This window comes from Flagellimonas marina, from assembly GCF_042651185.1.
GTDB classification, from domain to species: domain Bacteria; phylum Bacteroidota; class Bacteroidia; order Flavobacteriales; family Flavobacteriaceae; genus Flagellimonas; species Flagellimonas marina.
Window position 1 is genome coordinate 31,058 of the sequence record NZ_JBHSCL010000007.1, and the last position, 18,709, is coordinate 49,766.

The following is an 18,709-nucleotide window of genomic DNA, read 5'->3' on the forward strand; positions in this document are numbered from 1 at the left end:
GGATATTTGTTTAATATTGGGATTGGTTTCTATTTAATCCCAATCTGATTTTCTTCGAGAAGCTTTTTTTTCTGCTGATATTTTTTTCAGTTTCAGTCGTTTTTCAATGGAAGATTTGGTCGGTTTTGTGGGCTTTCGTTTTTTGGGAACGGCAAGGGCTTTTCTCAACACCTCAAAAAACCGTTTGATCACCAAATCCTTGTTTTTATGTTGACTTCGGGCTTCATCACATTGCAAAATCAAGACGCCATCATTGGTAAGTCGGGTCCTTAGTTTTTGAAGGAGGCGTTCTTTTTCGGCGTCAGACAGTCCTTGCGACGCTGGCACATCAAAAGACAGTTCCACTTTAGAGGAAACCTTGTTCACGTTCTGCCCACCGGCACCGCTGCTTCGTACAGCTTTAAATTGTAATTCGCTATGGACTTGTTGCTTTTTCACCTTGAAGTCGCCTGTTGATGGTTTTCAATGATACATTTAGGAAAACGGTTTCGCCCAACTTTTGTTTTTTTGGCGTGTTGAAGTACAAAATTGAACCATCTTCAGCTTGACCAATGTTCAAATAATGACTTCCCTTAAAGAAAGACTGGGTCAATTCCACCTTCATCCCCGAACTTTTCGACACTTTAAATTCGTGAGGATATACCAGAACCGACCTGTCTAATTGGGAGTAGGATTTCAACAATTTAATGGGCACTTGACTAACTTCCCCAAACAAACTTGCGGTATAATGGTTGGGTGGATTGTTGTAGAGTTTTTTGGTTTTCTGATTGGCAATGACTTTGCCTTTTTCCAGAATAAGTGTTCGCTGGGCAAACGGAAGCACATCACTTGGATCATGACTGGCGGCGAGTACGGTAATTCCCTTTTCTTTGAGATGGAGAAACAAATTTTTCCGAAGGGAACCCCGTTTAAAATTGTCGATATGGCCAAAAGGCTCGTCCAACAATAAGACTTGGGGTTCCTGGGCCAAGACACGAGCCAAGGCAACCCGTTGTTGTTGTCCGCCACTGAGATTTTTCACTTTGGTTTTCGCAAAAGCTTTCAATTCAATAAGGGCTAAAAGTTCATCGATGCGTTCTTGATGGTTCTCTCGCTCAAAAACCGATAAATGTTGACCAATGTTTTCTTCAACCGTGGTAAAAGGCATCAAATCAAAATCTTGGGAGAGATACTTCATGTATGGTTCTCCTGGAACCAAATTGAAGTTAGGTCCCAACGCCTGTTTTTCGCCCCAAAAAATGGAACCGTCTTCCACGTGCAAAAGCCCATAAATAATTTTGAGGAGGGTGCTTTTTCCAGAACCACTTTCTCCCATCAAGGCCAAATGTTCTCCGGGAGCCACTTCAAAGGAAATATCCTCTAAAATAGGTCGGGATTTATACTGAAAAGAAGGAATATGAACTTTGAGCATATAAGAAAGGCTGCATAAATATTATCGATGTCGTCATTCTGAATTTATTTCAGAATCCCATTGAAATTTATTAAAAGTCGCTTGTGAGAACCTGAAACAAGTTCAGGTTGACAAAACTATCTTCTTGGTTAATCCTTAAATTCTTTGAGCACGGCCTGATTGGGCAATGCATCGTATCCCATATTGTACAACGTGAACCCAAAAATATCAGCATATTGCTCGATGGTCTTACTTACCGGGGTACCTGCACCATGACCGGCATTGGTCTCAATCCGAATCAAAGTGGGGTTAGGTCCCGCTTGTTTTTCCTGAAGCTCTGCGGCAAACTTAAAACTATGGGCGGGAACCACACGATCATCGTGGTCGCCCGTGGTCACCAAAGTGGCAGGGTACTCCGTACCCTTTTTTACATTGTGGACTGGGGAATACCCTTTTAGGTAGTTGAACATTTCTTCGTCATCCTCAGAAGTTCCATAGTCATACGCCCAACCTGCGCCAGCGGTAAAGGTGTGGTAGCGGAGCATATCCAAAACACCCACCGCAGGCAATGCCACTTGCATCAAGTCTGGGCGTTGGGTCATGGTAGCCCCTACCAAGAGTCCACCGTTGGACCCACCCCGAATGGCCAAATATTGTTTGGAGGTGTAGTTGTTTTCAATCAGATATTCTGCCGCTGCGATAAAGTCATCAAAAACATTCTGTTTTTGAAGTTTTGTCCCAGCCAAATGCCATTTTTTTCCATACTCACCTCCACCGCGAAGATTGGGAACAGCATACACGCCGCCTTGTTCCATCCAAACGGCATTGACAATACTGAAGGATGGCGTCAAACTAATGTTGAAACCGCCATACCCATACAAAATGGTTGGGTTTTTTCCATTAAGCTCCAATCCTTTTTTATAGGTGATGATCATGGGCACTTGCGTGCCGTCCTTGGAGGTATAGAAAACCTGTTTGGACTCGTAATCCTCTGGATTAAAATCGATTTGCGGCTGCCAATATTGTTCGTATTCACCCGTCTCTACATTGTATTTGTACAAGGAACCGGGCGTGCTATAATTGGTGAATGAGAAATAAAATTCTTTTTCTTTCTTTTTTCCACCGAAACCATTGGCGCTTCCCACACCGGGCAGATTAACTTCTCGGACCAGATTGCCTTCATAATCATATTGCAGCACTTTAGAAATGGCATCCACCATATATTCGGCAAAGAAATAGCCACCACCAGTTCCTGCGGTGAGCACATTTTCGGTTTCGGGAATAAGGTCTTTCCAGTTTTCCGGGGTTGGATTGGTAGCATCGACCACCACGACTTTTTTGTTGGGGGCATTTCGGTTCGTAACCAAAAACAGCTTGGTCCCTTCGGTATCGATGACATTCGTATCGGAGTCCGTGTCATCCAAGATGGTGACAAGCTCTGGGTGGTCCAGAGTTAAATCCATAAGGAACAATTTGTTTCCTGAAGTGGACACGGATGCAGAGATAAAGAGATATTTTTCATCTTCCGAAACCGAGCCCCAAACGTAGCGGTGTTTTTCTTCTTCCGTTCCACCAAAAATTACTTGGTCCTGAGATTGCGGCGTTCCCAATTTGTGGTAGTACAATTTATGTTGGTCTGTTTTGGCCGAAAGTTCACTTCCTTCGGGTTTGTCATAACTGGAATAGAAGAAACCTTCGTTGCCTTTCCATGAAATTCCACTGAACTTGATGTCCACCAACGTATCCTCAACAATTTCTTTGGTCTCTGCATCCAAAACAATGGCCTTGCGCCAATCGCTGCCACCTTCAGAAATTAGATACCCCGCTTTGGAGCCGTCTTTGGTAAAACTTAGACCCATCAAAGAGGTGGTCCCGTCCTCCGAGAAGGTGTTTGGGTCCAAGAAAACCTCTTCTTCGCCACCCTCTTTCTTTCGGTACACCACATATTGGTTTTGCAACCCATTGTTTTTATAATAATAGGTATAATTGCCCTCCTTGAACGGGGAACCTACTTTTTCGTAGTTCCAAAGCTTTTCCAGACGATTTTTTAGGTCTTCACGGAAAGGGATTTTCTCCAAGTAACCAAAGGTTACGGCATTTTGTTGCTTGACCCAAGCTTCGGTTTCGGCGCTTCGGTCATCTTCCAGCCAACGGTAGGGGTCGGGAACTTCCGTTCCAAAATACGTATCTACAGTGTCAACTTTTTGGGTAGTGGGGTAATTCACGGTAATGAGCTCTCTTTTTGGAGTATTTTGACATGCAGCGAACAAGACTACAATAGTCAACAGGCATGCGGTTTTCATTTTTATCAGATTGATTCGGATAAATGTACAAGTAATATTGGTTTTACCTACAAGACCCTCCTGTAGTTAACTTTTTTTTACGCCTTCGGCTAAAAACAGGGTTCAAAAAAGTGAAGTCTTGACGTTTAGTTTGTTTGGTCAATTGAAAACGCCCATACGTCAATCTAGAATACTCTTCTGTCAATTGAAACCCAAAAAACCAAAGCTTTAACCTTAAAATCGAGTTAACGCAGAAAATCTTACAGGTTTTTACACTGTATTCATCAACCTCCATCTTTTGGCAGAGCGCCAAAACTTTAGAACACCCAAATCGATGAACATGAAAAAACTACTGTTGAGAAAACCGTACATTATCCTACTGGCCATTTTTTACACATTACAAAGCTGTGAAGAAGAATTTATTGAGGCTGACCTTCCTGTTGCATCCATAGAGAAGAAAAAGACAAATTTCAAGCCAAAACTGTTGCAAAACCCGTATGAGATACAAACGTTCCGAAAAGCCTATCAGAAAGTTTTGGACAGTGTAAACACGGGAACCTATAAAACGGGAAAGGCCTATGAACAAGATAAAAGCGTCAATCGCAATGCCTATGATATCAAGCCGAATCACCTCTACATCAAGTTCAGTCCAAAAACTGATGAACAAGAGCATATATTGCAACAACATCAAAACATTGTTTTTGTGGATTATCCTTTTGAATATGAAAATGGTGAGCATTTCCATCGGCAAAACCCTTTAAAGGAAGGGGAGCGATTGTCATTTTATGCAAGTATTCCCATTGATAGTAAGTATCCAAAAGAAATATCCCACACCATACTTCAAGAAATGTACATGCCGGAAAATGACGGAAACTTAGACACTGATACAGAACCGGATAAAAATACACGCAGGGGTTTTGTGGATGACAAGGTGGACCTTATGAATCATGTTTTGGAACAAGCCTATATAGACACCAACAATAAAGATTTACTTCCCAGCCCAACTTCAAGCAAAGAAAAGCGTGACTGCGAAACCTGTTTTCTGGGCATTAACCTCAGAAGGAAATGGAGACCCCGGGGCAATGTAAAAATCTATGATGACAATATGGGAACATCTACTTATACGGTTACCCAATGTACAACCTCCTATACGTATGACTATAGCCCCTGTTACCGTGGAGATTATGCCAACTGCCCTAGAAGAATTGAAAGGCGGAGCTGCAAAAATCTTACCAAGAGCCGGCCGGGGAGCTATGTGCCCATTGATGGGGCCAATGTTCTCATACGGGATACCTGGACCTTGGACCGTGCCATTGCCGATTCCAGAGGTAATTTCAGTTTCAAGGAAGTTAGGGCCAAGGTGCGCTATGTAATTAAATGGGATCGCCACCAATTTAGCATACGGGACCATTCTGGGCTTACGCAAGCTGAGGACAAGGGGCCAAAATTGTACAAGCAACCATGGAACCTAAGGATAAGTGGAGGAAGAATGAAATATAGGGGCCAAATTTTCCAGGCGGCCATGCATTTTTACTACCATAATATTGGCGGGTTGACCCGGCCACCGACCAATGGGTTTTGGAAAACCCAAATAAAAATAGCAGCGGTAGAGACCAGTCAAGGGCCCTCATCCACAAAAATGCAGTTGGGACACGGGACATTTGGTATAGTACCCCATATTAAGATCAAAGCATATGGTGATTCCCCAGAGATGGTTTATGGGAGAACCATTCATGAGTTGGCCCACGCTGCGCATTGGCGTGTTGATCCCATTTCATGGGATGATCTAGTGGAGCAAGGGTATCTTTATAATTTCGGGAGCAATAATCTTGGGCCAGCTGGAGAAAGTGCCCGACGACTTATAGAGAGTTGGGCCACGGGAGTGGAAATATACCTTACCAATATGCGGTATAGGCGATTGGGACCGAATAGCTTTAATTACCAAAGAAATAATCTTCAAGATAGAAGAATTGATAACGGAGGTGAACACAAGTTTTATACAACTACATTTTATGACATGTATGATTCTTACAATCAAAGAGATGAATTTGGCCCTGAAGTGCCCATGGACAGGGTTTCAGGAGTGACATGGCGAAATATGGAGAAATCTTTGATTGGAACGACCAGATGGGAAGAGTGTAGAGATAAAAACATTGCTATTTCTGGACGGCAGTCTCAGATTAGAGAATTGTTTGGTAATTGGTAAATATTGTTACGATGACAAGGAATAGAATAATAGTAGCCTTCGGAATTATAGCATTAGTGTTTTCATGTGGAGTCAAGGACTATGAGGAAACAGGCATCATTATTATTAATAATGGATTGGATAACAATGTGCAAATGCGTTTTTATAGTAATGGACTTCCAAGTGGTAAAAAATCAATTTTCAAACAAGGTAAAGGAGAGATTTTCCGAGGAGAAGATACATCAACAGTAGTGGTGATTAATCAAATACTTCAAGCCGACTCCATTGTGATGATTTTTGACAATGAACGTCTTGAAACCCATTTTCTTTATACAGTGGAACCAAAGGGGCACAGTTTGTTCAAAAGTGATTCATATGTACATGACGGCAACACAAGCACCTATACCATTGATGCCAAAAATTATAACAACGCCACCCCTTGTGATGGGCCGTGTAATTGATAGAGCTTAAATGAGAAAAATGCTGGCAGCAAACATTTTTTGTGTAATGCTTCTTCTTATTACGATAAGTTGTACTGATTCCAGCACAACAACAAGGGTTTATCGGATTGTTAACAGCACAACTCATGCTGTAGAGCTCCATTTTTATGAAATTCCTCTAAAAGGACAAACAAATTTTGTGTTTGCTACTGGGCTAGACGATTCAGGCTTGGTCATAGAACGAAAATTGAAAACATATGCTCTTGAGTCGAATAGCCCTATTGAAGCTTTCGAAGCGGATTCCATAGCCCTTATTTTCAACAACGAAAGAGTTGAAGGGCATACCTTCAACAGCCCTGCGGGTAATTCAATGCTTACCAACTATGAAAGAAATGGAGACCATTTTACGTATACCATTACCGAAGAAAATTATAACAATGCCAACCCTTGTGATGGGCCGTGCAATTGAGGGCTAGCAAATGAAAAACCAAAAAATGATAGCCTTACTTCTTTTTGTGTTTGTTGGTTGTACCCCTGAACAATCCACAATAGCAGAATACACCATAGAGAACACTCTTAATACTCCTATAACCTTGCGGTTTTTTAGAAATGGATTGCCAAATGCCGAAATTGCCCCGGTTTCACTCAAAAGTTCTGGAGGAACGTATAAAAAAGCAGGAGAAAGTTTGGGTTCGTTCACTTCCCCATTCGATGTATTTAACGCAGACTCCATTTTAATAATTTTTAATGGAGAAAGGGCACAAGGGCATAATTTATTTGAACCTGCGGGAATGTGCTTGTTGAACCAAGAAGACTATGAAAACCGAGGTGATGGTAAATTTCTTTATCGAGTAAAACAAGCAAACCTTGATGCCTCAATCTTGTGCGAAAATGGGTGTAATTAAATAATGGTTACAAAAAGGACTGTCTTTCTATTTCTACTGATATTTCTTCAGTCTTGTTGGCCGAGAGAAATGATAGGGACGGTTAATTTAATTATTACTAATGGATTAGATCTCCAAGTCCAAATGCGGTTTTTTAGCCAAGGGCTTCCCAGCGGAAAGAAAGTGATTTCCAGACAAGGCAAAGGGGAAATTTTTAGAGATGGAGATACAGATACTGGGGTGATGATTCACGAAATTTTTCAAGCAGACTCCATAGAGATGATTTTTGACAATGACCGCATTGAAACTCATAAATTGTTCTACAACGAACCTGCTGGTAATAGCTTGTTTGATTTTAGTGCCTACCAAAGAAAAGGGGACACTTATACCTACACTATTGATGCCAAAAATTACAACAACGCCACCCCTTGTGATGGGCCATGTTACTAATAACTACTGGCTAAGGGAATAATTCTTCACCAAATTGTTCTCCACTAAATACTCCGCAATCTGAACCGCATTGGTAGCAGCACCTTTACGAAGGTTGTCAGCCACAATCCACATGTTCAACGTATTGGGGTTGGTCTCGTCTCTTCGGATACGTCCCACAAAAACCTCATCCTTACCATTGGCATAAACGGGCATGGGGTAGGTATTGGTCTCGGGATTGTCTTGTACCACTACGCCTGGCGTTTCGCTGAGTAGTTTTCGTACTTCTGCCAAGTCAAAATCGTTATGGAACTCCACATTTACCGATTCTGAATGTCCACCTGCGGTGGGAATACGAACTGCAGTAGCTGTTACGGAAAAAGTTCGGTCATCCAATATTTTTTGTGGCTCGCGTGCCAGTTTCATTTCTTCCTTGGTATAGCCATTTTCCAAGAACACATCGCAATGGGGCAATGCATTTCGATTGATGGGATACGGATAGGCCATTTCACCTTCTACGCCAGAAGCTTCGTTCTCCATTTGTTGAACGGCTTTTACACCAGTCCCAGAAACGGACTGATACGTAGAAACAATCACCCGTCTCATTTTGTATTTTTTGTGCAATGGATTCAACGCCATTACCAATTGAATGGTGGAGCAGTTGGGGTTGGCTATGATTTTGTCCTCGGCAGTCAATTCGCTGGCATTGATTTCAGGAACTACCAATTTTTTGGTTGGATCCATACGCCAAGCTGATGAGTTATCGATGACCGTTGTACCCACCTCGGCAAATTTAGGTGCCCATTCCACGGAGGTGTCACCCCCGGCGGAGAAAATGGCAATATCGGGCTGGGCGGCCACGGCATCTTGCAAGCCGATTATGGTATGTTCTTCATTTTTATACGTAAGTTTTTTGCCCACAGAGCGCTCCGAGGCTACCAACAACAATTCGGAAATGGGGAAGTTGCGTTCTTCCAACACGTTCAACATGACTTCGCCAACCATTCCGGTGGCACCAACAACTGCTACTTTCATTGTTTACTAATTTTCTTGAAACAAAGGTACGGCTGTTAGCCATTTAAACAAGCTTTTTCATATCCAATAATCAAAAAATAACAAAATGTTATAAATAAAACAACCATCAATGTGTTAGCGAAACACATTGATGGTTTTAAGATGACTATTTGTAGTGTAGCGGTGTGCTGAAACTAATTCAGCACCTACTTTTATTTCTTCAACAAATCCCGAATTTCGGCTAAAAGCTCTTCCTGAGTAGGCCCTTTTGGTGGTTCAGGAGCAGGCTCCTCTTTTTTCTTCATTCGGTTCACCGCTTTTACGATCATGAACATCACAAAGGCCACAATTAGAAAATCAATGACGTTGGTTAGGAACTCTCCGTAGAGTACGGCAATTTCCCCAACGGTTTCTCCTGCATCATTCACGGTTCCTTCTTCTATTATATATTTTAAGTCGTTGAAATCGGAATTAAATAACAAACCGATTAATGGAGAAACAATTCCTCCGGTGAATGAAGATACCACTTTATTGAATGCGGCACCCATGACGAAACCTACGGCGATATCCACCAGGTTTCCTTTCATGGCAAAATCTTTAAACTCTTTTACAAATCCCATGTATAGTTAAGGTTTTTGGTTAATATGAAAACAAAATAGCTAAAAAAGGGATTGGTTCGAAGAAAAAAAGCTAAAAATCAACTCGCTATGATTTCCCTTTTCACTCGCTGGGAGATGGCCGTAAGGATTTCATACGAAATAGTTTTGGCTCCCTGAGCAAAGCCTTCTGCAGACTTATTTTGTCCAAAAACTAGGGCTTCATCTCCTTCTTGGCAATCAATACCGGTGACATCCACCATGATCATATCCATACAGACATTTCCAATAATGGGCGCTTTTTTACCATTGATAAGCACACTGGCTTTGCCATTACCATATTGCCGGCCAATACCATCGGCATGGCCCAAAGGCAGGGTTGCTGTTTTTCTGGAACTGTTTGATGTAAAAGCTCTATTGTATCCCACCGTTTCGTTGGCTTCAATATGGTGGATTTGCGAAATGATGGTCTTTAACGAAGCAACCGGTTTCAGTTGGGCATCAATTTTGGCATCGTTGCCATAACCATATAGGCCGATGCCACTGCGTACCATTTCAAATTGCGCTTCAGCATAGTTGATTATCCCTGAAGTGTTCAGCATGTGTCGCATAGGCGTGGACCCCAATTTTTCCGTGAGATTCTCACTAATTTTTTTGAAGGTATTGATTTGGTCCAGGCTAAATGATTTTTCCTCCAAATCTTCCGAAGCTGCCAAATGGGAAAATATGGAAACTACATGTATTTCTTTTTCGACCTTTAATTGTTCAGCCACCCAATCCACATCGGTTTCATTGAAGCCTAAGCGGTTTAGACCCGTATTAAACTTTATATGCATGGGGTATGCTTTCTGATGTTTTGCTTTGGCAACCTCTAAAAACGCCTTAAAAATTTTCCGGGAGTATAGACTGGGTTCCAAGCATCGGTCTATGATTTCATCAAAGTTTGAAGGTAGCGGGTGCAACACTAAAATGGGAGTTTTAATTCCCGCATCGCGAAGCAATGAACCCTCTTTGGCATAGGCCACCGCCAAATAATCCACACCCAGCTGTTCCATCTTTTTGGCAATGGCCACCATATCGCTTCCATAAGCAAAAGCCTTTACAACAGCCAAAAATTTGGTTTCTGCAGCTATTTTGGAGCGCAAGTACTTGTAATTGTGTTCCAGAGCCGAAAGGTCTATTTGCAACGTGGTTTCCCGAATCTTACCCATCAGAATTTTTCTTTTTAGCATCCACCTCTTCAACCTCCACATCCATTTGTCTGACCTTCTCGCGTAGCATGGCCTTGTAAAAAGCTGCTCTGCTCAAAGGTTCATATTCTTCCGTTTCGCCCAAAAGGACAAGCTTGTCGTTGCTGGATTTTCGAAAACTGTAATTGGCCAGATTTCCGGTTCGGGTACAAACGGCGTGCACCTTGGTAACGTATTCCGCCGTGGCCATAAGGGCCGGCATGGGACCAAATGGGTTGCCCTTAAAATCCATATCCAATCCGGCAACCACCACACGTACGCCACGGTTGGCTAGATAGTTGCAGACGGTAACAATTTCATCATCAAAGAACTGGGCTTCATCAATGCCCACCACATCGCAATTATCTGCAAGCAGACGAATATTGGCCGCAGCGGGTACGGGAGTAGAACGAATTTCATTGTCATCGTGGGAAACCACCATGTCTTCATGGTAGCGGGTATCCACAATGGGTTTAAAAATCTCCACCTTTTGCTTGGCAAATTGTGCTCTTTTCAGTCTTCGGATGAGCTCTTCGGTCTTACCAGAAAACATGGAGCCGCAGATAACCTCTATCCATCCAAACTGCTCCTTAGGGTTGACCGTGTTTTCGAGAAACATACCGTATTTTTGAAAGAAATTGCGTGATTTTTCGTTGTTTAGAAAACGAAACACAAAGCTACTAAAAAAATGCACCCCAGCAGATGGGTTAAAATTTAACCTTTTGTTCGCACGAGAAAGCACAAAATGATTATATTTTTATACTAAAGAAGACGAGCTATGATACGGAAGTTACGAGAAGAATTGATAAAGCTCTCCACCGAGATCATCACCGCAAGGGAAGATCAAGAATTGGCTGAGTTGTATGATAAGTCACGGAAGATCTATGAGAAATTGGCGGTGCTCAAGTTTATAGATGAGAAGTTGAGTGATGTTGAGGTCGATGTTTCCAAAAATGTAATCGCTTCACGTTTTGAAAAAGTGGCCAATGCTGTCTTGAGCGGGAATATTTCCGTTCCGGAAAGCAATCCCCACGAAGAAGATATTATGACGCCTGGAATGGAGACCATAAAGGATATGGTTTCCGAGATGCCTACTGAAACCGCACTGGAACAGGTTTTTGCTGAGTTTGTGGCCAAGCCAGACCTTATGAAAAACGATAAGGAGAACGTAGGGGTGGCCAAAAAAATTGAAGAAACAGAGCAGAAAAGCAAGTCAAAATCTTTGAATGATAGGTTTGTTAAGGACCTTCAAATAGGTCTGAATGATAAGCTAGCTTTTGTAAAGCACCTGTTCAATGGTAACATGGAGGATTATACCCGAGTGTTGTCCCAGTTGAATACCATAGAAACTGAGGAGCGTTCCATTGCCTTTATCACCAATATGGTAAAACCTGAGTATGATAACTGGGAAGGCAAGGAGGAATACGAAACCCGCTTGATGGCTCTGATTGAACGTCGATTCGCTTAATTCAACAACATTCCAATTACTTTTTAGAAGGAAGACCGTAACTTAGGTCCATGGGAAAACTATATTTGGTTCCGACCCCTATTGGAAACCTTGACGACATTACCCTTAGGGCTATCAAAGTCCTGAAGGAAGTGGATTTGGTTTTGGCCGAAGACACCCGTACCAGTGGAAAATTACTCAAACATTTTCAAATTGGCACCCCGCTTCAAAGTCACCATATGCACAATGAGCACAAACAGTTGGATGCTTTGGTGAACAAATTAAAGGGCGAAACCACAATCGCCTTAATTTCTGATGCTGGAACACCAGCCATATCTGATCCAGGATTTTTATTGACCCGAGCTTGCGTTGAAAATGGCATTTCAGTGGAATGTTTGCCAGGAGCCACTGCTTTTGTGCCTGCTTTGGTAAATAGTGGATTACCAAATGACCGTTTTGTGTTTGAAGGGTTCCTACCTTTAAAAAAAGGGCGTCAAACCCGATTGGAACAGCTGGCGGAAGAATCCCGAACCGTGGTTTTCTACGAATCTCCCCACAAACTCTTAAAAACCCTGACCCAATTTGTGGAATATTTTGGGGCCGACAGGCCCGTTTCGGTATCGCGGGAACTCACTAAACTCTACGAGGAAACAATACGGGGAACGTTATCTGAAGTATTGGAACATTTTACCAATCACCCGCCCAAAGGAGAATTTGTGGTAGTGGTTGGCGGGAAAAAGTAATGTCAGTAACCCGTTGCTAATCCGACCTATTGGGTAAGCTAACCCAAAAACCATGGTCCGAAAATTCAACCCAGAAATCAATAAGGTTTACTTCATTAACCAATACACCCTTTTCCATATCCTTTCGGGTTCAGGAAGTATTCAGGTCGATTTTAAAAATTACACCGATTGGATGGATAAAGCCATTTATTTGGAAAAAGGGCAATACATAAAATTCCTATCTGAAGATTTTGAAGTAAGAACCATTGAGTTTCCCAATAAGGATGTTTTTGAGAACAGGGAGGTTCGGGTGCTGTTCAAACATCTCATCTCTTTGGGCTACATCAATTTTAAGGAGTGTGTGGATTGCGAAAAATACCTTTCACAGAGCTTATTCGAAGGAAATACCCGTCAGATTATGGACGTTTCTTTGAAGCAATGGTTTTGGCAGAACCCCTTCAATGCCAGTAAGAGCGAGTATCAAATCATTTTTGACATCAAGGATGTAATCGACAAAGAATACCCAAATCACCTAACCAACGCAGAATTGGAAGCCCTGTTTCGGGAAAATGGGTATCAGGCCCATGCGCTTGTAAAGGATAAATTGGGAATTACTGTTAAATCTATGTTGGAGGAGAAACGATTGGTGGAAAGTAAAAAAGACGTAGCCTTCACCGATAAGAGCATTCAAGAAGTTTCTTATGATATGGGGTTCAAGGACCCTGCCTATTTCAATAGGGTTTTTAAAAAACGTACAGGCTACAGCCCCACCCAGTTCCGCGAAAACTTTGACTTTGAAAGAAAAGATCCTTTTGTGGAAGATTTGGTTTTTCTGCTACGGGAGCATCACATGCAAGAACGGTCGTTGGCCTTTTATGCCGATAAAATGAACCTTTCCGTAAAGGCCTTGGCCAAAAAGACTAGGGATAAGATGAACGATTCCTTGGGCCGGCTCATAAGGAATGAACTCATCAATACCTCTAAAAAACTACTCAGCTCAGATGCCTCCGTAAAGGAAATATCCATTGCACTGGGGTTTGAGGAACCCAATCATTTTTCTTCTTTTTTTAAACAGTATACGGGGAGCAACCCATCAAAATTTAAACTGGAAAAAGTACAAGGGAATGCTCCTTTTTTGTAGCCTTTAAGCAACCTTACCACCGCAAATTTGCCATGTAATTACAATAAAGATTGTTTAACCGTAAAAACAGAGCAAATGGATATTAAAACGTTAGCTACAGAAATGGACAGCATTGTTGCACAAGGTGCAATTGTTGAAGCTGTGGAGAAGTTCTTTGCTGAGGATGCAAACACTTCGGACTACAATCAGGTAACCACCTCCGGAAAAGCACAAATGGTGGAAAAAATGAGAGGTTTTGCAGATGCTATTGCAAAAGTGAATGGGATAGAACTGCACAGAACCTTGGTAGATGGTAATGCATCTGCATCGGAATTTACCTTCGATTTTTTGATGAAGGACAACAGCAGAGTGTACTGGCATGAAATTATTAGACGCCTTTGGAACAGTGAGGGCAAAGTAATTCATGAGGAATACTTTAACGCTTAATCCAACATCATGAACCTTAGATTTATTACACCGACCCTTCATGGGGTTGCTGACTACACAGCCGGTTTGGGGTTGATCGTTGCGCCATTTTTATTAGGTCTTGGCCAATCCTCGAACGTAGCAGTTTGGTTTTCGGTGGCTACGGGATTGGCCGTATTTGTAGCCAGTTTGCTTACTGATTACAAATATAGCTTGGCGCGTGTTATCCCGTTTCAAGGTCATTTGGCCATAGATCTTTTGGTGGCCGTAACCTTTATGATCGTACCGTTTGTGTTTGCACTAAAAGGAATAGATGCCATCTACTATTGGTTCAATGCAACGGTGGTCTTTTTAGTGGTCTCGCTAAGCGCGAGCAAATAATTTTTCATTTTAAACAAAAAACAAGAACAATGAAGACAATTAAGAACATTTCAATTTTACTGCTAATCGCAGTTTTCATGAACACGGCTTTTGCCCAAGACAAAAAGTCCCACAATATAGACAATAGCAATATTGCGTTGCAGGGGTACAGTCCTGTTTCCTACTTGGATTTGGGAATTGCCCAAAAAGGGATAAAAGAGCACAAATCTGAGCACGACAAAGTGGTCTACTATTTTACCGATGCGGAGCAAAAGAAGAAGTTTGACAAAAACCCTTCTAAATATTTGCCCCAATATGGTGGATACTGTGCTTTTGGAGTTTATGCAGGAGCCAAGTTCAGACCCGACCCCAACAAATTTATCGTGAAGGACGGAAAGTACTTTTTATACCTGTACAATTTGGAGCTTGATGCACAACAATTGTGGCTGGCCGAAAACAACCATTCCAAATTGGTAAACAAGGCCAATGAGAATTGGAGCAAGCTAAAGAACACCTATAACTAGTTTTTTTCTGGTGGTTGTGTGTTGAAAATACCTCGACATAATTCTGTTGGGGTATTTTCTTCTTTATTGTAAATTCCCGTTATGGATGTTGAGATGAATCAATTACTTTCCGAAATCAAGAATTGTTCCGTTTGTAAAGAACATCTACCGCTTGGCCCTAGACCCATAGTCTCTGCCCATCCAGAATCCAAAATCGCCATCATAGGACAGGCACCGGGCTCCAAAGTGCACCAAACTGGTGTGCCATGGGACGATCCCAGCGGCAAGCAACTACGGAAATGGTTGGGTGTAACAGATGAACAGTTTTATGATGAGCGTTTACTCGCACTTATCCCCATGGGTTTCTGCTATCCTGGAAGAGGGAAATCGGGCGACTTGCCCCCTAGACCCGAATGTGCTCCGCTATGGCATCAACCGTTGCTGGACCAAATGCCAAACCTAAAATTGACCATTCTTATCGGCCAATATGCACAATTTCGTTATTTAGGGGACGCCATGGAAAAGAATCTCACCGAAACTGTGAAGAATTATAAAAGTTATTTGCCAAAATATATGGTGTTGCCCCACCCATCACCCAGAAATCGGTTTTGGTTAAGCAAAAACCCTTGGTTTGAAGAGGAAGTAATCCCTCAACTTCAAAAAGCAGTTTCCAGTACCCTAAAAAATCAATAGGAAACAGAAGCCCGCAATCGGCTAAAAGTTTCAGGTTTCATGTTGAGATACGAAGCTAAATATTTCTGTGGAATTACTTTGAGCTCATCGGGACAGCGTTGCATAAAGGCTACATATCGTTGTTCAGCATTGAGGGTCAACAACTCCACCTCACGGGAAAGACGACCAAACAAGATATCCTGAAAAAAATGATGGCCCCAAACGTAAAAATCGAGATGTTTTTTGAACATGGAATCATAGTCGCTCCGCGAAATGGCCAAGAGTTTTGAAGGTTTCAAGGCCTCCAAAAACGTTTTTGAGGGCGTTTGTTGAATAAAGGAATCAAAGGCTCCAGACGGACTCCCCGAATAGGAAAAACCCAACACCACTTTTTCACCTTTCTCATTTAAAAGATAAATGGCCTGAACACCATCAAGCACGATGTAAAAATAGCGTTCAATCTTGCCTGCTTCGGTGATTAAGTCATATTGATCAAATGTTTTAATGGACCATAGCGACTTAAAATATTCCTCCTCTTCTTTATCTAAGCCAATATTTGGAAAGAAATTTTTTAAAATGAGGTAGGCATCATCGTCCATTTTTTAGAGTCGCTGGTTTTTCCATAAAAATAAGGAATCTATTGCTGTAAGAAAGAAGATTGTTACGAAGAAACCAAGGTTTCCTGCTGCTGAATGATTTCATCAATTTGAACCATGTGTCGTTCCAAGTGACAAATAAGAAATTCAAAAGCTTCCGGAAGATAAAAACGGACCACAGGACCAATAGCCGAAGGGATTTTTAGTTGGGATACCTCTTTTTTCCTGCAGACTAAGATTGCGTTCTTAAGATGGTTGTGCAGCTCAAAAAAAGTTTTAAAGATTTCTTCCGCTTTTTCGGGATTTAATTGGTTGCGGTCCAAAAGAGGTTCAAACTTTTTTAAGGTCTTCATTTTCCATTTGCGAACACCTTTTTTTGGCCGTTGGCTATCAACCACCCATTTTTGCCATCTTCTAATTCTAAAACCCTCGTTTTCAGACTTGGTATCTGGTAATTTGGGAATATATTGATTGAATTTTTGTTGGTAATGGCCATACGCAATATTGAGATGCGCCAAGACCTCTAAAATGTTCCATGACTTACTATTGGGAGGAGTAGTCAACAAAGGCAACCCCAGATTTTGAAGCTGGTCAACTTTGTTGAGAATAGCGTTTAATCGCTGGATGTGGTTTTCAGGGGTGAGCACTAAACTTGCCATGACTGTTCGTTTTTTGATTACGGCAAAGTTGCGGCAAGAACCAAAGATAAATATTGATGCAGGTCAAGAAATCTATAGCCATCATCAACGAGTTATAATCTAAAAGCGAAGCGGTCTAACTTCTAAAGTCTATTCTCTAATACCTCGACCCATCATGCTTCCCCTTTTCCCAGCCATGTTTTCCCAAATATTGTTCTGCACTTTCCACGGCCCCATCTTCAATGGAGGTGCCCATGGAATCGTTCCATCGGTTGAGATACCCAAATAAAGAAATCACCCCCAGCATTTCCACAATTTCGCCTTCGTTCCAATGTTGGTACAAGCGTTCCTTGATTTCGGCATTTATGGCATTGGGCACTTGCGAAGCCGCCAGAGAAAAATCCAGCGCGGCTCGTTCTGCTTCAGAAAAAGCAGGGTGGGTTCGGTATTCCCAAATGTTGTCCAGTTGTTCCTGTTCTGCCCCATAACGCTCCGCCGCTCTAATGGCATGGGCTTGGCAATAACGGCATCCTGTCGCATTGCTACTTACCCAGGCAATCATACGCTTTAAGGCCGAGGTGACGCGCCCCTCGTTCGCCATCACAGCTTTGTTGAGGTTGATAAACGCCTTGGAAATCGCAGGTCGGTGCTGCATCGTTAAAACGGAATTGGGACAAAAACCAAGAGTCTCATTAAAAAACTCAGCCAACTGCTTGGTTTCGGGATCGTGATTGGGGTCAAGGGGAGTTACTAAGGCCATAAGTGCGATTTTAAATCGTATTTTTGATGTGCTACAAGAAACAAAAATTTGATCTTATGACAAATCACATCACTACCAAATGGTTGGGTGAAATGGCCTTTGAAAGTAACAACCCATCTGGACATACTTTGAGAATTGATGCTGGACCTGAAAATGGTGGATCAGGAGCGGGACTGCGCCCCAAAGCCCTGATGCTTTCCTCATTGGCCGGCTGCTCTGGATTGGATGTTGCTTCGTTGATCAAGAAAATGAAGCTGGAAGTGGATGATTTTTCCATTGAGACCATTGCCAATCTTACCGATGAACATCCCAAGTACTATGATTCAGTTACGGTAGAATATCACTTCACGGGTTCCAATCTAAATGAGGACAAATTAAAAAAGGCGGTAGATCTATCCGTAGAAAAATATTGCGGCGTTATGGAAATGTTCAGGCAGTTTGCGAAGATGGAGATTAAAGTTCTGTATCATCATAAATAAGGGTCAAGTGCCAAACTCAAGTTCAAGCTCAAGCTCAGGATAAGAACAAGCACAAGTATAAAGTTCAAGTGCAAGACTCAAATTCAGGTAAATCGTTTATATTTATTGAGTCAACCTCAAAATCATATCAAAATGGTTTATGACACAGAAAAAGTTTGATTTAGAGGAAAGGTTTGTCGATTTGGCAGCCAGCATTGCTTCTTTTTGCCAAGATTTATCCAACGATTTTACAGGTCAATATTACGGAAATCAATTACTTCGCTCTGCAGGTGGAGCTGCTTTGAATTTTGGTGAGGCCCAAGGAACAAATACAGATAAAGATTATGTGCATAGAGCTACCATATCGTTAAGGGAACTGAAAGAATCAAGAGTAAACCTCAAGATTTTGAATAGAATAAACTACGGCAATAAAGAAAAGCGCATAGGTTTACTGGATGAAGTTGAACAATTGATTAAAATCACTGCCACAATAATCAAAAACAAGAAGTAAATCAAAATTTTATCTTGAGCTTGAATCTTGTACTTGAACTTTACAAA

24 protein-coding genes are annotated in these 18,709 nt (G+C 41.9%); 14 read left to right on the forward strand and 10 right to left on the reverse strand.

What is annotated here, in order from left to right:
• Positions 1–33: 33 nt before the first annotated feature.
• The 3 genes from arfB to ACFOWS_RS11300 all read right to left on the reverse strand — a co-directional run bounded on the left by arfB (position 34) and on the right by ACFOWS_RS11300 (position 3,693).
• Positions 34–438 (reverse strand): alternative ribosome rescue aminoacyl-tRNA hydrolase ArfB, encoded by a 405-nt coding sequence (gene arfB / locus ACFOWS_RS11290; protein ID WP_379764600.1) that lies wholly within the window; start codon positions 436–438, stop codon positions 34–36.
• A complete protein-coding gene (locus ACFOWS_RS11295; protein ID WP_379764602.1) occupies positions 416–1,411 on the reverse strand; it encodes an ABC transporter ATP-binding protein in 996 nt (331 codons plus the stop codon). The genes arfB and ACFOWS_RS11295 overlap by 23 nt, the downstream gene beginning before the upstream one ends.
• Positions 1,412–1,539: 128 nt before the next feature.
• On the reverse strand, positions 1,540–3,693 hold the full coding sequence (locus tag ACFOWS_RS11300; RefSeq protein WP_379764604.1) for a prolyl oligopeptidase family serine peptidase: 2,154 nt from the start codon (positions 3,691–3,693) through the stop codon (positions 1,540–1,542).
• Positions 3,694–4,012: 319 nt separating this feature from the next.
• On the opposite strand from ACFOWS_RS11300, the gene ACFOWS_RS11305 reads away from it, so the two are divergent.
• From ACFOWS_RS11305 to ACFOWS_RS11325, 5 genes are all read left to right on the forward strand, one after another.
• Positions 4,013–5,878, forward strand: a complete 1,866-nt coding sequence (locus tag ACFOWS_RS11305; protein WP_379764606.1) for a hypothetical protein — start codon at positions 4,013–4,015, stop codon at positions 5,876–5,878.
• An 11-nt stretch (positions 5,879–5,889) separates the two neighbouring features.
• A complete protein-coding gene (locus ACFOWS_RS11310; RefSeq protein ID WP_379764608.1) occupies positions 5,890–6,318 on the forward strand; it encodes a hypothetical protein in 429 nt (142 codons plus the stop codon).
• Between the two features lie 46 nt (positions 6,319–6,364).
• Positions 6,365–6,766, forward strand: a complete 402-nt coding sequence (locus ACFOWS_RS11315; RefSeq protein WP_379764610.1) for a hypothetical protein — start codon at positions 6,365–6,367, stop codon at positions 6,764–6,766.
• A gap of 25 nt (positions 6,767–6,791) precedes the next feature.
• Positions 6,792–7,202 carry a hypothetical protein gene (locus tag ACFOWS_RS11320; RefSeq protein ID WP_379764612.1) on the forward strand — a complete coding sequence of 137 codons (411 nt, stop codon included), beginning with the start codon at positions 6,792–6,794 and terminating at the stop codon, positions 7,200–7,202.
• Between the two features lie 123 nt (positions 7,203–7,325).
• Positions 7,326–7,631 (forward strand): hypothetical protein, encoded by a 306-nt coding sequence (locus ACFOWS_RS11325; RefSeq protein WP_379764614.1) that lies wholly within the window; start codon positions 7,326–7,328, stop codon positions 7,629–7,631.
• Positions 7,632–7,634: 3 nt separating this feature from the next.
• Here ACFOWS_RS11325 and ACFOWS_RS11330 read toward each other — a convergent pair whose 3' ends face one another.
• The 4 genes from ACFOWS_RS11330 to ACFOWS_RS11345 form a co-directional block, all read right to left on the reverse strand.
• Positions 7,635–8,645 carry an aspartate-semialdehyde dehydrogenase gene (locus tag ACFOWS_RS11330; RefSeq protein WP_379764616.1) on the reverse strand — a complete coding sequence of 337 codons (1,011 nt, stop codon included), beginning with the start codon at positions 8,643–8,645 and terminating at the stop codon, positions 7,635–7,637.
• Between the two features lie 191 nt (positions 8,646–8,836).
• Positions 8,837–9,244 (reverse strand): large-conductance mechanosensitive channel protein MscL, encoded by a 408-nt coding sequence (gene mscL / locus ACFOWS_RS11335; protein WP_379764618.1) that lies wholly within the window; start codon positions 9,242–9,244, stop codon positions 8,837–8,839.
• Positions 9,245–9,321: 77 nt separating this feature from the next.
• Positions 9,322–10,431 (reverse strand): alanine racemase, encoded by a 1,110-nt coding sequence (gene alr, locus ACFOWS_RS11340; protein ID WP_379764620.1) that lies wholly within the window; start codon positions 10,429–10,431, stop codon positions 9,322–9,324.
• Positions 10,424–11,068, reverse strand: coding sequence for a thymidine kinase (locus ACFOWS_RS11345; RefSeq protein WP_379764622.1), 645 nt, complete (start codon positions 11,066–11,068; stop codon positions 10,424–10,426). Before ACFOWS_RS11345 ends, alr begins: the two co-directional genes overlap by 8 nt.
• Before the next feature lie 159 nt (positions 11,069–11,227).
• On the opposite strand from ACFOWS_RS11345, the gene ACFOWS_RS11350 reads away from it, so the two are divergent.
• The 7 genes from ACFOWS_RS11350 to ACFOWS_RS11380 all read left to right on the forward strand — a co-directional run bounded on the left by ACFOWS_RS11350 (position 11,228) and on the right by ACFOWS_RS11380 (position 15,720).
• Positions 11,228–11,917 carry a hypothetical protein gene (locus ACFOWS_RS11350; protein WP_366585760.1) on the forward strand — a complete coding sequence of 230 codons (690 nt, stop codon included), beginning with the start codon at positions 11,228–11,230 and terminating at the stop codon, positions 11,915–11,917.
• A 50-nt stretch (positions 11,918–11,967) separates the two neighbouring features.
• The gene (gene rsmI, locus ACFOWS_RS11355) at positions 11,968–12,639 is read left to right on the forward strand and encodes a 16S rRNA (cytidine(1402)-2'-O)-methyltransferase (protein ID WP_379764624.1); all 672 of its coding nucleotides are present in this window, start codon (positions 11,968–11,970) and stop codon (positions 12,637–12,639) included.
• 52 nt (positions 12,640–12,691) lie between these two features.
• Complete coding sequence (locus tag ACFOWS_RS11360; RefSeq protein WP_379764626.1) at positions 12,692–13,759, forward strand: helix-turn-helix domain-containing protein; 1,068 nt, start codon at positions 12,692–12,694, stop codon at positions 13,757–13,759.
• A 75-nt stretch (positions 13,760–13,834) separates the two neighbouring features.
• Positions 13,835–14,185 carry a SnoaL-like domain-containing protein gene (locus ACFOWS_RS11365; protein ID WP_366585754.1) on the forward strand — a complete coding sequence of 117 codons (351 nt, stop codon included), beginning with the start codon at positions 13,835–13,837 and terminating at the stop codon, positions 14,183–14,185.
• Between the two features lie 9 nt (positions 14,186–14,194).
• The gene (locus ACFOWS_RS11370) at positions 14,195–14,545 is read left to right on the forward strand and encodes an SPW repeat domain-containing protein (RefSeq protein WP_366585752.1); all 351 of its coding nucleotides are present in this window, start codon (positions 14,195–14,197) and stop codon (positions 14,543–14,545) included.
• 29 nt (positions 14,546–14,574) lie between these two features.
• Entirely contained in the window at positions 14,575–15,048 is a 474-nt protein-coding gene (locus ACFOWS_RS11375; RefSeq protein WP_379764629.1) for a YHS domain-containing (seleno)protein, read from the forward strand.
• A 93-nt stretch (positions 15,049–15,141) separates the two neighbouring features.
• A complete protein-coding gene (locus tag ACFOWS_RS11380) occupies positions 15,142–15,720 on the forward strand; it encodes a uracil-DNA glycosylase family protein (protein ID WP_379765601.1) in 579 nt (192 codons plus the stop codon).
• On the opposite strand, the gene ACFOWS_RS11385 is transcribed toward ACFOWS_RS11380, so the two are convergent.
• The 3 genes from ACFOWS_RS11385 to ACFOWS_RS11395 form a co-directional block, all read right to left on the reverse strand.
• Positions 15,714–16,298 (reverse strand): Crp/Fnr family transcriptional regulator, encoded by a 585-nt coding sequence (locus ACFOWS_RS11385; protein WP_379764631.1) that lies wholly within the window; start codon positions 16,296–16,298, stop codon positions 15,714–15,716. The two genes, ACFOWS_RS11380 and ACFOWS_RS11385, sit on opposite strands and share 7 nt — an antisense overlap.
• 62 nt (positions 16,299–16,360) lie before the next feature.
• A complete protein-coding gene (locus ACFOWS_RS11390) occupies positions 16,361–16,954 on the reverse strand; it encodes a hypothetical protein (protein ID WP_379764633.1) in 594 nt (197 codons plus the stop codon).
• 136 nt (positions 16,955–17,090) lie between these two features.
• Positions 17,091–17,693 carry a carboxymuconolactone decarboxylase family protein gene (locus ACFOWS_RS11395; protein WP_379764635.1) on the reverse strand — a complete coding sequence of 201 codons (603 nt, stop codon included), beginning with the start codon at positions 17,691–17,693 and terminating at the stop codon, positions 17,091–17,093.
• Positions 17,694–17,749: 56 nt separating this feature from the next.
• Between ACFOWS_RS11395 and ACFOWS_RS11400 the strand changes: the two genes are divergently transcribed.
• Positions 17,750–18,172, forward strand: coding sequence for an OsmC family protein (locus tag ACFOWS_RS11400; protein WP_366585740.1), 423 nt, complete (start codon positions 17,750–17,752; stop codon positions 18,170–18,172).
• Between the two features lie 139 nt (positions 18,173–18,311).
• Positions 18,312–18,662, forward strand: coding sequence for a four helix bundle protein (locus ACFOWS_RS11405; protein WP_379764637.1), 351 nt, complete (start codon positions 18,312–18,314; stop codon positions 18,660–18,662).
• Positions 18,663–18,709 lie beyond the last annotated feature (47 nt).

Excerpts from the sequence above, each read along its gene's own strand:
- ACFOWS_RS11295 (WP_379764602.1), bottom strand. The coding sequence starts at position 1,411 with ATGCTCAAAGTTCATATTCCTTCTTTTCAGTATAAATCCCGACCTATT.
- ACFOWS_RS11360 (WP_379764626.1), top strand. The coding sequence starts at position 12,692 with ATGGTCCGAAAATTCAACCCAGAAATCAATAAGGTTTACTTCATTAAC.
- ACFOWS_RS11310 (WP_379764608.1), top strand. The coding sequence starts at position 5,890 with ATGACAAGGAATAGAATAATAGTAGCCTTCGGAATTATAGCATTAGTG.
- ACFOWS_RS11350 (WP_366585760.1), top strand. The coding sequence starts at position 11,228 with ATGATACGGAAGTTACGAGAAGAATTGATAAAGCTCTCCACCGAGATC.
- ACFOWS_RS11315 (WP_379764610.1), top strand. The coding sequence starts at position 6,365 with ATGCTTCTTCTTATTACGATAAGTTGTACTGATTCCAGCACAACAACA.
- ACFOWS_RS11405 (WP_379764637.1), top strand. The coding sequence starts at position 18,312 with ATGACACAGAAAAAGTTTGATTTAGAGGAAAGGTTTGTCGATTTGGCA.
- ACFOWS_RS11375 (WP_379764629.1), top strand. The coding sequence starts at position 14,575 with ATGAAGACAATTAAGAACATTTCAATTTTACTGCTAATCGCAGTTTTC.
- ACFOWS_RS11325 (WP_379764614.1), top strand. The coding sequence starts at position 7,326 with ATGCGGTTTTTTAGCCAAGGGCTTCCCAGCGGAAAGAAAGTGATTTCC.
- ACFOWS_RS11385 (WP_379764631.1), bottom strand. The coding sequence starts at position 16,298 with ATGGACGATGATGCCTACCTCATTTTAAAAAATTTCTTTCCAAATATT.
- ACFOWS_RS11395 (WP_379764635.1), bottom strand. The coding sequence starts at position 17,693 with ATGGCCTTAGTAACTCCCCTTGACCCCAATCACGATCCCGAAACCAAG.
- ACFOWS_RS11330 (WP_379764616.1), bottom strand. The coding sequence starts at position 8,645 with ATGAAAGTAGCAGTTGTTGGTGCCACCGGAATGGTTGGCGAAGTCATG.
- ACFOWS_RS11380 (WP_379765601.1), top strand. The coding sequence starts at position 15,142 with ATGAATCAATTACTTTCCGAAATCAAGAATTGTTCCGTTTGTAAAGAA.
- ACFOWS_RS11365 (WP_366585754.1), top strand. The coding sequence starts at position 13,835 with ATGGATATTAAAACGTTAGCTACAGAAATGGACAGCATTGTTGCACAA.
- alr (WP_379764620.1), bottom strand. The coding sequence starts at position 10,431 with ATGGGTAAGATTCGGGAAACCACGTTGCAAATAGACCTTTCGGCTCTG.
- mscL (WP_379764618.1), bottom strand. The coding sequence starts at position 9,244 with ATGGGATTTGTAAAAGAGTTTAAAGATTTTGCCATGAAAGGAAACCTG.
- ACFOWS_RS11305 (WP_379764606.1), top strand. The coding sequence starts at position 4,013 with ATGAAAAAACTACTGTTGAGAAAACCGTACATTATCCTACTGGCCATT.
- rsmI (WP_379764624.1), top strand. The coding sequence starts at position 11,968 with ATGGGAAAACTATATTTGGTTCCGACCCCTATTGGAAACCTTGACGAC.
- ACFOWS_RS11320 (WP_379764612.1), top strand. The coding sequence starts at position 6,792 with ATGATAGCCTTACTTCTTTTTGTGTTTGTTGGTTGTACCCCTGAACAA.
- ACFOWS_RS11345 (WP_379764622.1), bottom strand. The coding sequence starts at position 11,068 with ATGTTTCTCGAAAACACGGTCAACCCTAAGGAGCAGTTTGGATGGATA.
- ACFOWS_RS11370 (WP_366585752.1), top strand. The coding sequence starts at position 14,195 with ATGAACCTTAGATTTATTACACCGACCCTTCATGGGGTTGCTGACTAC.
- ACFOWS_RS11400 (WP_366585740.1), top strand. The coding sequence starts at position 17,750 with ATGACAAATCACATCACTACCAAATGGTTGGGTGAAATGGCCTTTGAA.
- ACFOWS_RS11300 (WP_379764604.1), bottom strand. The coding sequence starts at position 3,693 with ATGAAAACCGCATGCCTGTTGACTATTGTAGTCTTGTTCGCTGCATGT.
- ACFOWS_RS11390 (WP_379764633.1), bottom strand. The coding sequence starts at position 16,954 with ATGGCAAGTTTAGTGCTCACCCCTGAAAACCACATCCAGCGATTAAAC.